This is a genomic window from Klebsiella sp. CSG-1 (assembly GCF_056521145.1).
The window spans coordinates 50,762-62,913 of record NZ_JBWNLD010000008.1 but is presented as its reverse complement, the minus strand read 5'-3'; the positions used below and the strand labels follow the sequence as shown (position 1 = coordinate 62,913).

The following is a 12,152-nucleotide window of genomic DNA, read 5'->3' as shown; positions in this document are numbered from 1 at the left end:
GCTGACTATGCCCGTTAGTCAGGAATTGATACATATCATATTAAATGAAGTGGGAAATCCACCGCCGCATAAAACCAGAATTACCGCTGTCAGTCTGTTATTTAAAGACCTGAGTTACAGCGCTGAAAAGGGCGGTTACCATCCTGTCGAAATACGGATTATTTCACGCAATGATGAATGGTATTTTGATTACATCACCGACTTCGGTTATATGGGGACGGTATACCCAGAACTGGAAAAGGAAATTGATATTAGCTGGAGTCAGCAATATGTCTTTCTTGCCCATGTTGGTGATCTGCCTGTTAACGCCGGAAGGGAGTTATTTGAACTCTGGCAATCCAACTTTATTCAGTATCACGCCATGAACATCTACACCATTACCGTCCTGTGGGAAAGCTAACCCCACCATACTAATCATCACTATCTTATGAGGAATTATCTGTGACGGCTGACAGAGGGATACGTGCGTCTCAACAGGGCGAACTTGACTGTCTTTGCGGTGCTTATTGCGTGGTTAACATGCTGAGCTGGCTGTTTGATGGCAGGGTGAAACGACGCCCGTTAATGAACCGGCTTATTCAGACTTATCAGCAGCGCTGGTCTTTGCATGAATGGCTGACTGAAGGGATTGAAGAAGACCGTTTAGACTGGCTGATAGCTCAGGTGTTGCAGAAAGGGCATTACAGCCGCCAGTTCCCGGTTGAAATCACCAAACCCTTTGCAGGGAAGCGAGAGTTATCAGACGGGCGGCTTTTCAGGGAAATGCAGCGGTTTCTTGACGTCACTGACCATTCCCGCCTGATTATGCTCAGCGACCAGTTTCACTGGTCCCTTCTGATCAAAATGGATGAAGAAACGCTCTGTTTCTTCGACAGCAACGGGCGAACCACTATGCCCCGTAAAGCTTTCTCCCTGCGTACTGGCGTAACCCGCCGCCAGCTGTTTCCCGACGCTATTTACTTCATTGAACGGGAGTTCTGAAATGACCATGTTTACCCAACGTGAAACCCGTATCCTCGACCAGGCGCGTGACATTATCAGCCGGTACTACCAGCGTGGCGTTCAACTCTGTTCCCCTGATGATGTACGGCGGTGTGTGATGGTTGAGCTGGCACCGCTTGAACATGAAGAGTTTGGCATCATCCTGCTCGATAATCAGAATCAGCTGCTGCACCGCGAAATCCTGTTCAGGGGTACGTTAAACTCGGTCAGCGTTCACCCCCGTGAAGTTATCAAACGTGTACTGAAACATAACGCCGCCGCAGCTATCCTTGTCCACAACCACCCCAGCGGCGAGCCTGAACCCAGCCGTTGCGATATCAAGTTGACTAAAAAACTACAGGAGCTACTGGAAATGCTGGATGTGCGGTTACTTGATCACTTTATCGTGGCCGGAACTGAAACGGTGTCGATGGCTGAGCGGGGGCTGGTGTGATGCTGAAAGTTACCTGGTTTAATGTACGTTATTGCGGGTTACGCGCATGAGCCGGGCTGCGTTGCATCAGGTCGTGCCGGTGGTGCAAACCACCGTGTTTGATGCGTATATTGGCGGTCTTGCACCATCGGGACGGCGGGGCATCACCAGCCTGTTAAACCGTAGTGCCGGCATACTTAAACGCGGTGCGGATGCAAACAATTATCCTTGGGAACTACTAAACTACGCCACCGTCGCTAAAGTACGTGCGGCATTGCTGGATGACGGTTACGCCGTGTCGTCGGTCAACATGGCGCTGTCAGCGCTCCGGGGTATGGCGCAGACGGCCTTTAACCTCAATTGTATGAATGCCGAAACGCTGGCCCGTATCCGGTGTGTTAAGCGCGTGAGCGGCGATATCCAGCGTAAGGGAAGGGCATTAGACAGGCAGGAAATCCGGGCGCTGATTCAGGCCGCTAAACAGCATCCGCAGCATGTACGGCGCTACCGTGATGTCGCTATTGTGCTGACACTTTGCGGAACAGGCCTGCGGGCCGGGGAACTGGTTAAACTTGAGCGTCGGGACTATGACAATGGCATCCTGACGGTGAGGCAAGGGAAGGGGCGTAAATACCGTGAAATTCACGTAGCGGATGCGGTGGACAAGGCCATCCGCGCATGGCTGAAAGTTGGCGAAGATGAAGCTGACAGCGCACTGTTCAACCGTATCCAGCGCAACGGTAAGGTCGCAAGCCAACCGCTGACTACGACCGGGTTAACGGGTATCCTGGCTGATTTACAGCAGACGTCAGGTATTGCACGTTTCACCCCACATGACATGCGGCGCACCTTCATCACACGTTTACTGGAGCAGGGCGTGGATATCAACACCGTCCGCCAACTGGCAGGCCACAGCGACATATCCACGACGACGCGCTATGACTATCGTGATGATGACATGAAAGCCAAAGCATCACAGAGGTTGCGGTGTTGGTGATGATTAAAGAGGTAAATCCCGCTCTGCAACACCTTGTTCAATCAGCTCATGTCGACGAAGCGCAATTTCATCTAAGTCGTCACTATCGACGCCACTTTCTGTCAGGTAAACCACGAATTCCCAGCGAGGTGGTGCATTATGCAAGATGATCGACATCCCACTTTCTCTTAACAAGGATGCCACCATTGAGGCGGCCTGCCTTGTTCCTCCAAACCAGTAACGCCCAATTTTTCCGATTGACTCAACAGCAGGAACATAATGCTGTTTGAATACTGAGGCCCGAAGTGCGTTCTGGTCGATATCAAAAGGCATAGCTTATCTCCTTGGTAACCATGATAATTTATTAATAACGCTCTGACCGACAAATAGTCCAGCCACTACATCAAAACTACAATCTCATTTCATCATCCGCTTTCTGAAACGGGGGGATAGCATGAAAGTAAACGCCAGCAGGCGGGTTTAGTGCTCGTAAATCATAGCCGTCGATGTCAGCGTGACTGAAGGTCTTTAAGATCTTCGTTGAGGATCTCTAAATCCAGTAGGTCTCTTACTTGCTGCTCCGTCCATGCCGATAAACGATTTCGGGAACCGTTCAGCGTGATAGTGTTTGGTGCCGGATATTCATTAGCACTCATTTTTGTCCTGATTTTCGCAATACTATGCCCTTCACTTTGCATGAAGCTGGCAGCCTGGTAGAGATCGTATAGTTCCTGACTCTTTGCGTTAAAAGCGGGGATAACATCAGGTAACTGACCGATTTTCTTCTTTTTGATATGAACCTCTTGATACACCTTATTGATGCAGTAGCTGATAACCCGGCTAAGTGAATCAATGTCTTTACGCCCTTCTATGTTGAGTACGCTTCCCCGCTGGTCTTCAAATATCTCGGCAAGTTTCTCATAGGTGTCTCTTCCTAAGTATATCTTTGTTCTTGAAAATCCCGCATCAGTGTATTTTTTCTCTTTCCTTGCTTTGTTGGCGGCATCCCTTTGGCGTTTGATGTCTGAAATGTCTACGTGAACAGAGTTATATTCTGTAGAATCGGTTTTTTTACTGTCATTTGCCATCAATGGCCTCTCATTACATGAATTTCTTACGATATATTGACTATTAATTAAGCATTTTAGAGTCGAGGACTCCTCAATGATGAGAAGCGGCTCTTAGGATTCAACTATCAGGGTTTTAGCCCGGAAAATCCAAGAGTTTGTGCATTTTTAAGAGCCGCTTCTCCTGTAAGCCTGATATTTCGAGTTTGATAGAATGGCTCCATCAGCTAACGGGGAGGCAAACATGAAAGAGAGCAAGTTAATTAAGATTCAAGAAGTATTAAAGCGCTGTGCCATTAGCCGGGCAACGTTATATCGCCTGATTGCCAATAAAAGTTTTCCAAACCAAGTTTCGCTAACTGGAAATCGTTCCGTTGCCTGGCGAGATGAGGATATCCAGCGTTGGATTGAAGAGCGTCCAACCATAAATCAGTAAGGAGAGTAATGAAAATACCACTGGCAAGGTTAAGTGATAAGAATGAAGCGCTAGCCGAAGCATTGCCAAAATTTGAAACAGTGGTGAAGGTCAGAGCGGAAAAGTGCTTCAGGGTAAAATCATTGCAGAAATGCCAAGGGAAAGTTTACCAGGATCTCTTTAAAAAACTTAAAGATTGCCATCCGAGCGATCCTTGCGGGAGCGCTGCATGTCCTGAATGCTTCAGGAAACACCGACTGGAAATGATTGGAGAAGTGCTCCGTTTATGTAAGAAAAGCAAAAAATGGCGAAGTATCACTTTAATATTCTATCAGGATGCATTTTATGACAATCAACTATTAAAATGGCAGCCCGATACATTAATAGCACGGCTTCGTCGCTGGTTAAATGAATGTGGCTTCTCTGGAATAGTGATCGGTGGGTTTGAAATGGATTACCACATAGATATTAAAAAGTGGATGCCTCATTTTCATCTTATCATTCCCAATGACAAGCAGGCTATTAAAAGGCTACGTATCAGGATGAAGAACAAGAAGAATATGAATACGCGGGGAAATGTAATAAATCGCCCCATGCTAGTAAGTAAGTTAAAAGCCCCATTACGACAGGTGAGCTACCGTTTTAAAGCTATCTGGTGGCGAGTCGAGTCAATCCAGTATGATGATTATCATCTACAGGGGAACAAGGAAAGGAAAAGGAAGCGATGGACTAAAAAATATCGTCTATTGCGTAATCAATATGTTGATTCTCTGATTAAGTTGGATTCTATTGGGATAACCGGATTAACCTTCATGTATAAGGTAAGGAAGTATGGTGACCATTTGATAATGAAATGATTCCATGGTCTATTAGTAAATACACCAGTTGTAAACTGTTCCTGCGATTTTTAACCAAATAATAGTGTTGTGTGAAAAATCACACAGGGGAGCTCTCACGCCTTAATTCTGATGTTTATTACTGCAACTATGATGTGATCTTTAAATACGATAAGGAACTATAAATGAAAGAATATAAAGAGATATTGAATAATAAAAAAGAAAAGCTATTTGTTACATTGTTGGCTCGTACAAAAATTTCCGAATCATGTCCAGTTGCATACCGACTTATTAAAATCACTGATTTTCAAGAGATGGAGTCGACCCGTGTGCTTGTACCAGCCAAGGCACTTGTCAGTGTATTGGAGTTAAAAAAAACGTTATTAACGTGCGGGCATAATCCCAATGTGACTAAAGAATACTGGATTCAAGCTCATCAAGAAGTAATTAAGGAAACCGATAAGATAATCACACTGTGCTATAAGCCTGGTTTTTATGGTGATGTATATTTGCGTGTTAACGATATAGCTATTGGCAAAGTTAAAGGGGATAAGCCAGTACTGCATCCTGGTGCTAAAAATCATTTACCAGTCGAGGATAAACAGCAGACATTAAAATTATGGAAAATGAATGTCGCTCCATATGCACTATATAGCTCGCGTATTATGTTGGCTCTGTGCTGCGGATTTTCAGGTTTTCTCCTTAAGCTTTCAGGTATGGAAGGGGGCGGGTTTCATTTGTGGGGGATGAGTAGTATAGGAAAAACGTCCAGTGCCTACATGCTGGCATCATTAGCAGGTTCACCGAAAGATGTTGTCGTACTGTGGAACAATACGGATAAGGGGCTTGAGGAGATTGCCGTGGCCCATAACGACAGCTACCTGGTTCTCGATGAGTCGAAGCTGTTAGATAAAGACGTACTGGCAGCCGCTAAAATTATGCAGAACCGCGTGTATACGTTATCGGGTGGTAAAGGGAAAACACGTTCAGCAATGTATGAGAACAAAGTTGCTGAATGGCAGGTAAGCATTTTCAGTACGGGTGAGTGCAGCCTTCAACAACTGGCTGCTTCAGGAAACATTGAGCGCCTTGAAGGCGAAAATGTGCGTGTAATCGACGTTCATGCAGATGCCGGTGCTGAAATGGGGATCTTCGAATCACTGCCAGATGGTATTAATTCCAGCAATGAACTTGTTCATGCGATAAAGGATGCAACTCACCGCTATTATGGCAGTGCCAAACCTGCCTTTCTCAAGCGCCTGGTAGCGGATATTCAGGATGATCGTGAGAGTGTGAAACGAAAGCTCGAAAAAGGCATTGAGTTCTTCCTCAACAAGCATCAGGTCGATCGTAACTCCGGCATTCATGTACGAATCGCCAAACGCTTTGCCATCGCTTATGTAGCAGGTTCCATGGCTGTGAAATATGGTGTTTTACCCTTTACAAAGCAGGATGTTATGAAGGGGATCTCAACCTGCTACCTGGACTCCCTTAAGGTGGTTTTATCTGAACCTAAGGTAATGAAGTCACCATTAGGTCGTTCGTTTGATGCAATTATTGATTATTGCAAAAAGGATGATCTTTTAAATCTGATTGGAAATGATCGCGTAACCCAAACGGCGATTAAAAAGACACCGGTCATTATCCACAAAGTTAAAGGACGTACGGTATATGCAGTTGATAAGGATCTGGTACATAACTGCTTGCCGAAATCTCAGCGCAAAGGCATTCTGACATTATTAACAAAGCAAGGGGTTTTATTATCCGATGTGAAAAAGGAGTACAGTACCATTCAGATTATTTATAAACGTAAGCAAGTTGGTCGTCGCTACTGTTTTATCTGCAAAAAGCTTGATAAGTTTATTAAAGAATAGTTTTACAATATGGTAAGAGCTTAATGGAGTGGCTTATAACCACTCCATTTTTACCTCAGGATTCTGACTGGAAATCTTCAATTATTTTCTGATTGTAATCATCCAGGTAGTTTTGAAGCTCTTTTCTATCAATCAGACGGACCATTGCAGAATCAGCTAATTCCTTAGCTGAACGGGTGAAGTAAGAGTTTGTCACAACCATTGCTTCATCACACCCATAAAATGCTTTTGCTGAAATTGCCTGCTGCACTGCCGAATTGCCAACTGAGCCAGAATAATTCTTTGCCTGTATAACCATGTTCTTCCCGAAGCGGGTAACGAATAAATCTGCCCCCTGATCCTGTGTTTTCTTTGTTTCTTTAACGTCATATCCTATAGTCTGGAATATTTCAACCAGGAAGGCCTCAAACTGAAAACCATCCATTGCATCGACAAGATACATTGTGACAAATTTGTTTGGATTAAAATGTTCAAGGCGAGTAGCTAATCTGTCTACTAAAATATCAAAATAGATACTCTCGCAGATAGCAAGGAATTTATTGATAGTGTCAAATGATAATAACGGAGTACCCGGTGTACTTTCTGCCTGCTCGTTATATGCTATAGCAGGGTACTGAATCTTATTACTCCAAAGGTAATACAGGAATAACGAAAGATCTGCACGATAAGTTGTACCGGCCTCTTCTATCCATGATTTTAATGTCTCGGTAAGGGTTGGCTTGATATGCCGTTTAACCTCACGGGCAAACCCTGAATAAATAGAGTTGAATGAAGTCGTCAGCAATAGCTTGTCTAACAATGATGGTAACTGCTCCAGTTCGTTAAAGCCTTTTCTAATCAGTACTTCCTGGAATAATTGGATCTCTGAATAATCACTATTGTGTTCACTATTTATGTTACTGTTGCCATCAAGATTGTTATACGAAAATCTTGATGTGTGAATATAGTTGGTAAAATAAGGGTCTTTCAGTGTAGCATATTTCAAAAGAACGTTTTCAAGTAGGGCGTTAAGTTGAGACTGCTCTTTCTTCTTACCAAATAAATCTTTTATGATTCCTTTAGACTGGTACTGGAAATCAGGGTAATAGGATGGATCTAAAGGCGTCATTTGTCGAAATGTTCCAGACGCATCTTGAGAGCACCACGGACAGTTTGTTTCGAATGTTGTTTTAGAACATGAATAGCATTGATAAATCATCATTATCCCTTATTATTTTACATTAATTACTTAGTGATTTTCTCCTTGGAGAATCATCCTTGAGATTTATCTAAAAATCTTTTAGGTTAATATTGAAATAGGGCGTCAATATCAGCTCTTCAAATAAATCATATTCGTGGTGCGGAACCTTAACAAAGGTAGAGTTGTGATTAGGTGTCCACCATTTTTCGATACCATAATACGCCTCTCTGGCATTGGCTTTGTGGATCAGACGGAATGGTCTGTCCATCCAGCCATCACTGTGTTTTGTGAAGTAGTTAACCGGGCCAGTGAACTGACCAAGCAGGTATACACCCTGATTACCGTGGGTCAGGTAGAAGTAATCACCAATCGGAGCGTTTACAAACTCCTCTGCCTGGCTGACGGAAGACTGCCCTTTACCAGCGGTCGTGCGGTGAATGTAGACGAGCTTTTCATCAATACATTCGACCATATCCAGGAATGAAAACTCCTTCCAGCCATGTGACAGCTTCCAGAAATTGGGCATCAAGTTGGTATTCATAAGCCTCTTAACCTTGCGTTGTAAGTGATCGCAATCTGTTGAAATGCTGATCGATTGTGATAACCATTCTGGCGCTGAATACCCATGATCGCAACAAGGTTTGTTGATGAGCTTTTCGCTGAAATCGTTCAAAGAGGGTATCGGGAGGGTATGTAGATGCGTTAACTCGCATAGTTGCTGAAAATGGGTGATCAACACTACTCAGCACTGGCAGGCTAACCATGATGAAAACATTGGCGCTTTGAAAAAAGTGATTGAGTGATTGCAGCTTTGTAGGCGAGCCTGGTCTCTGACTGTGCAATTCTGCATTCAGCGCTGAGCCGGGTTGCGGTTCTTCAACAGCAATTCGGCCATAAGCAAGGGGCCGTATTCCGCTTCGTCATCAGTCTGTTGTATGGCGACCAGTCCGGTAGATTCACAGGCCAGTTACTTCACTGATTGGTTGGCTAACAGGCAGAACCGAAATGAGTGATCTGCAAAAAAACACCCTTCCAGACCGCCCAACGTTGCCGGATTTTGGCTTGGTGGACCGGCGAACTACCGCTGCTGTTTAGTGTCAGATTCACACCTCGTACAATGGTAGGGGAAAACCGGCGATGGCTCTCTCTGACACAGGCAATTGCAAGGATCGGCGGTTTTGAGCAAAGTCGAGGTATCAAAAGTTCGAAATCCAGAAAATAACATGTGCCTACAACCGCCATTAAATATCACCGGGAGAAAGTTGAACCGCTTAATAACCGGTAACGTTTTGTATATCCGCTAATCCCATTCTGGCTAAGCTGATATTTATTCGCTATTCGCTTTTACAGGGTATATAGACGTATCTATTATGCTCCGTATACACTCTATCTCTATATTACTGTATATATGTCATTACATACTATAGCCATTATCCAGTATCAGCTATCATGAGGCTCCAGCCTCCAATATTATGATCATTATCTAGCATCTGAACCTTGTTGGGTTCACATATGATTTGCGTAATTTAGTTGTAAATAAATGGGGTCAGGGCATGGTGCTTTGACCTCAATATACAGGTGGATTATGAAACCATACATTACGCATAACAATATTCTTGTGACAGATTCAACACTGGATTATTTCAAAACGATAGTTTTCAGTATTCCTTATAATGGTGTGCCAAGTCTTCGGCGTCCATTTTATCGTAATATAGCAGTATTTCTTCAGCATGTTATTTGTGTGTCGACCTGTAGTCGTAAAAACAAGAAAAAAGCAAAGATTAAGGCGAATAAAAAATGGTCTTATTCTGTGCCAGTACCATTTGAATTAGGCCGGGAGAAACTTCCCGGAGTATTTAAGAAAAGCGGGCCGACCAATGAGCGTGCAATCGAGGCATTGGCAAGCGCGGGAATCATTAAACTAACTGGTTATTCCAATGTTCAGCACTCATGCCGGGAATATGCTGTTTCTCAACGTGTTCTGCGTAAGTTGTTTGGCAACGACCGCGAGGCATACCTTAGCCGTCAGGATCGCTACCATTATCTGACTGACATTTTCACCAAGCGTAAAAGCTACTCATTTGATGATCTGATTGGAGTTGCGATCGACCGTGGGCAGAATGCTAAACATCAGCAGTCTAAACGCGATATCCCCAACGCTGCTTTCAGGGAACGGGTTGTGAGTGTCTGGAACAACCTTGAGTCGGTTGAAATCAATCTGGATGCACTGCTGGATTACTATAACGAGTATCCCACCAAGAAGAACAAAATATTCATTTTCAACTTTCTGTCGCGACTGGCTGAAACAGGTGTGGATTTGGTGAAGGAATCACCGCTAACGGTTTCTTACAGGCAGTCGTACAAAACAGCGTACATCGGCGGGAGATCCTTTGAGGTTGGCACAGGCTTCCAGACTCTACCATCTAAAATGAAGTGGGCTTGCCTAGCACGTGGTGTGAATTATGACATCAAGGGATGTCAGCTTGAGATACTACGACATGAGCTGTTGAGTATTGGCATTTCGGACAAATCGCTGGAAAAGCTGGAAACTCAATATATCTGCCGGGTATTGCGTATTGCTGAGGAATTGGTGAAGCAATTCCGGTTTTCCAGTGTATTCAACGCTGGGTTCGTTACGCTATCGCTTAAATCCAGTACCCGACGCTTGTTGAATCGTGAGCTAGGTAAGGTAGAAGCAAAGCGAGTACTGAAACGCTGGAAGCACCTTCTGAAACCCCTGAGGCGAGATCTGGCTTTACTGCTGGATCATTACGAAGGTACAGCATTGACCAATCGTTACGGTAAATGTGTTACCAATGCGGTAGGGCAGTCATTCAATATCACCTACAAAGATGTGGCAGCGCGTAAACGGAGGAAGTCAGATGTGATGCGCCGGAAGCTGTTGTCGCACATGTTACAGGGGCTGGAAAGTCGGGCTGTATACGATTATGTTGTCAACCATAAGGGCGTTTGTGCACTGGAGCACGATGGGTTTGTTTCATATGAGGAGGTAACGGACTGGTCACATTCATATCTGTTGATTGAGAAAAAGCATTAAGGGGAGCCACTCAGTCAATTACAGCTTATCCTGGTTGATAAACTAGACGGGACATTTAGCACTTTCATGATATGCATAGCCGGCAGGTGATCTTAGCCTGCTTTCAGCGATGAACTGACATTTAATTTATATTTTTTCAGGTGATTACATTCAGTAATCCACCACTTTTCCTCATTATCAGCGTCTCCGCAGCAAAATCGCCCACAGTTGCACCCGACAGAAATTGACACTATTGTTGGCCAAGAGGTACTGGCTGTGGGCCGGAAAGCGATAAGAGGGCGATGAACCACAAAATATTCCCTTTTTGTTACTTTGATACGATTGCTCAAAATGGGTGGTAACACTGAGATCGTTGAAATGACTGCATGTTACATTGTTACTTTTGTTACCGTTGAAAACATCAAGTTGGAGAGCTAAATGGATTGGCCAAAGGAGTACAGCAAGACGACTCAAGCGGTAAGAGATGCTGCGTATAAACACTACTATGTTGAAGCAATCACCCGGTCGGTTCTGCTACCGGGACAGGAGAAAACCGCTTATCACGATGGACTACTAACGACGGATTATTACCTTTTCCTGTTTACCAGCAGGGAGAATCCGAAGCTTACAGGATATTTTACCTGTGGCTTGTACGCAGCAAAGGGGTGGTTCGAGTTGAACGGACAGCGACCTGAGGAAATTCCATCGTACAATCCCCTTACGGGCGAGTCCTCCGGTGGTAGTAAAAAGAGTGGCTGCGGGACTACTAAACCGCTGAAAGCTGAATCAGATCCAAGAATGAAACGTCTTATCAGGGTACTCCAGACGTTCATTTCTCTGACGGACGATGAGAAAAGGAAAATCAAAGGCGAATCAACCACATTGACTGTCCTACAGAAGCTCATAAAAGCGTCAAAAGATGCCCCCAGCACGTCAAACATCAGATCAGTAAATACCACTCTGTACAAAGCGCTCAAGGATGGCCGTCATGGTGGTGCTCGTACATTCAGTCAACTAGTTGATCATTACGAGATTCTTCTTGGTGTGACTTTCAAGAAGATATCTATTGATGATTTCAATCAGGAGATCGACGATACCCGTAACAAGTCAGCGACATATCCGTATATCCCTTTGGCATCATTCTGAAATGAAGTGCTACAGTCTTGTCTGCTATCGGCCCATCGATCAAGCTTAGTGGGCGGAAACTCTGTTAGGAACGAGGGGCTGGTCACGGGGTGGCGATTGGAAAATGCTGAGTGATGGATTTCGCTTCCAGCTCAAGCGTTAAGATTGAGCTAGCTGAATATAGTTCTTTATAACGACAGCATTAGTTCTAAGGAAATCTACCATTTT

13 protein-coding genes are annotated in these 12,152 nt (G+C 44.4%); 9 read left to right on the top strand and 4 right to left on the bottom strand.

Features of this window, described 5'->3' with window-relative positions; all coding sequences use genetic code 11:
• The first annotated feature begins 7 nt into the window (after positions 1-7).
• The 4 genes from AC007G_RS19070 to AC007G_RS19055 all read left to right on the top strand — a co-directional run bounded on the left by AC007G_RS19070 (position 8) and on the right by AC007G_RS19055 (position 2,411).
• A complete protein-coding gene (locus tag AC007G_RS19070; protein ID WP_180889112.1) occupies positions 8-400 on the top strand; it encodes a DUF2787 family protein in 393 nt (130 codons plus the stop codon).
• Positions 401-519: 119 nt separating this feature from the next.
• Positions 520-981, top strand: a complete 462-nt coding sequence (locus AC007G_RS19065) for a hypothetical protein (protein ID WP_180889113.1) — start codon at positions 520-522, stop codon at positions 979-981.
• Between the two features lies 1 nt (position 982).
• Positions 983-1,435: a RadC family protein gene (radC, locus tag AC007G_RS19060; protein ID WP_016248784.1), complete on the top strand. Its 453-nt coding sequence runs from the start codon at positions 983-985 to the stop codon at positions 1,433-1,435.
• A gap of 46 nt (positions 1,436-1,481) precedes the next feature.
• A complete protein-coding gene (locus AC007G_RS19055; RefSeq protein ID WP_180889004.1) occupies positions 1,482-2,411 on the top strand; it encodes a tyrosine-type recombinase/integrase in 930 nt (309 codons plus the stop codon).
• 3 nt (positions 2,412-2,414) lie between these two features.
• On the opposite strand, the gene AC007G_RS19050 is transcribed toward AC007G_RS19055, so the two are convergent.
• The gene (locus AC007G_RS19050; RefSeq protein WP_131341050.1) at positions 2,415-2,723 is read right to left on the bottom strand and encodes a hypothetical protein; all 309 of its coding nucleotides are present in this window, start codon (positions 2,721-2,723) and stop codon (positions 2,415-2,417) included.
• Between the two features lie 176 nt (positions 2,724-2,899).
• Positions 2,900-3,478: a hypothetical protein gene (locus tag AC007G_RS19045; protein WP_131341047.1), complete on the bottom strand. Its 579-nt coding sequence runs from the start codon at positions 3,476-3,478 to the stop codon at positions 2,900-2,902.
• Positions 3,479-3,701: 223 nt separating this feature from the next.
• On the opposite strand from AC007G_RS19045, the gene AC007G_RS19040 reads away from it, so the two are divergent.
• The 3 genes from AC007G_RS19040 to AC007G_RS19030 all read left to right on the top strand — a co-directional run bounded on the left by AC007G_RS19040 (position 3,702) and on the right by AC007G_RS19030 (position 6,582).
• Positions 3,702-3,893, top strand: coding sequence for a helix-turn-helix transcriptional regulator (locus AC007G_RS19040; protein ID WP_075204837.1), 192 nt, complete (start codon positions 3,702-3,704; stop codon positions 3,891-3,893).
• A gap of 8 nt (positions 3,894-3,901) precedes the next feature.
• A complete protein-coding gene (locus AC007G_RS19035; RefSeq protein ID WP_131341044.1) occupies positions 3,902-4,729 on the top strand; it encodes a hypothetical protein in 828 nt (275 codons plus the stop codon).
• Positions 4,730-4,893: 164 nt separating this feature from the next.
• Positions 4,894-6,582 carry a DUF927 domain-containing protein gene (locus AC007G_RS19030; protein ID WP_335290063.1) on the top strand — a complete coding sequence of 563 codons (1,689 nt, stop codon included), beginning with the start codon at positions 4,894-4,896 and terminating at the stop codon, positions 6,580-6,582.
• 55 nt (positions 6,583-6,637) lie between these two features.
• On the opposite strand, the gene AC007G_RS19025 is transcribed toward AC007G_RS19030, so the two are convergent.
• Both AC007G_RS19025 and AC007G_RS19020 read right to left on the bottom strand, forming a co-directional pair.
• A complete protein-coding gene (locus AC007G_RS19025; RefSeq protein ID WP_407300394.1) occupies positions 6,638-7,780 on the bottom strand; it encodes a restriction endonuclease in 1,143 nt (380 codons plus the stop codon).
• 70 nt (positions 7,781-7,850) lie between these two features.
• Positions 7,851-8,303 carry a hypothetical protein gene (locus AC007G_RS19020; RefSeq protein WP_335290288.1) on the bottom strand — a complete coding sequence of 151 codons (453 nt, stop codon included), beginning with the start codon at positions 8,301-8,303 and terminating at the stop codon, positions 7,851-7,853.
• A gap of 1,044 nt (positions 8,304-9,347) precedes the next feature.
• Between AC007G_RS19020 and AC007G_RS19015 the strand changes: the two genes are divergently transcribed.
• Together AC007G_RS19015 and AC007G_RS19010 are read left to right on the top strand one after the other, a co-directional pair.
• Entirely contained in the window at positions 9,348-10,820 is a 1,473-nt protein-coding gene (locus AC007G_RS19015) for a hypothetical protein (protein ID WP_335290287.1), read from the top strand.
• A gap of 417 nt (positions 10,821-11,237) precedes the next feature.
• Positions 11,238-11,945: a hypothetical protein gene (locus AC007G_RS19010; RefSeq protein ID WP_335290285.1), complete on the top strand. Its 708-nt coding sequence runs from the start codon at positions 11,238-11,240 to the stop codon at positions 11,943-11,945.
• The last annotated feature ends 207 nt before the right edge of the window (positions 11,946-12,152 follow it).

Excerpts from the sequence above, each read along its gene's own strand:
- AC007G_RS19070 (WP_180889112.1), top strand. The coding sequence starts at position 8 with ATGCCCGTTAGTCAGGAATTGATACATATCATATTAAATGAAGTGGGA.
- AC007G_RS19065 (WP_180889113.1), top strand. The coding sequence starts at position 520 with ATGCTGAGCTGGCTGTTTGATGGCAGGGTGAAACGACGCCCGTTAATG.
- radC (WP_016248784.1), top strand. The coding sequence starts at position 983 with ATGACCATGTTTACCCAACGTGAAACCCGTATCCTCGACCAGGCGCGT.
- AC007G_RS19055 (WP_180889004.1), top strand. The coding sequence starts at position 1,482 with ATGAGCCGGGCTGCGTTGCATCAGGTCGTGCCGGTGGTGCAAACCACC.
- AC007G_RS19050 (WP_131341050.1), bottom strand. The coding sequence starts at position 2,723 with ATGCCTTTTGATATCGACCAGAACGCACTTCGGGCCTCAGTATTCAAA.
- AC007G_RS19045 (WP_131341047.1), bottom strand. The coding sequence starts at position 3,478 with ATGGCAAATGACAGTAAAAAAACCGATTCTACAGAATATAACTCTGTT.
- AC007G_RS19040 (WP_075204837.1), top strand. The coding sequence starts at position 3,702 with ATGAAAGAGAGCAAGTTAATTAAGATTCAAGAAGTATTAAAGCGCTGT.
- AC007G_RS19035 (WP_131341044.1), top strand. The coding sequence starts at position 3,902 with ATGAAAATACCACTGGCAAGGTTAAGTGATAAGAATGAAGCGCTAGCC.
- AC007G_RS19030 (WP_335290063.1), top strand. The coding sequence starts at position 4,894 with ATGAAAGAATATAAAGAGATATTGAATAATAAAAAAGAAAAGCTATTT.
- AC007G_RS19025 (WP_407300394.1), bottom strand. The coding sequence starts at position 7,780 with ATGATTTATCAATGCTATTCATGTTCTAAAACAACATTCGAAACAAAC.
- AC007G_RS19020 (WP_335290288.1), bottom strand. The coding sequence starts at position 8,303 with ATGAATACCAACTTGATGCCCAATTTCTGGAAGCTGTCACATGGCTGG.
- AC007G_RS19015 (WP_335290287.1), top strand. The coding sequence starts at position 9,348 with ATGAAACCATACATTACGCATAACAATATTCTTGTGACAGATTCAACA.
- AC007G_RS19010 (WP_335290285.1), top strand. The coding sequence starts at position 11,238 with ATGGATTGGCCAAAGGAGTACAGCAAGACGACTCAAGCGGTAAGAGAT.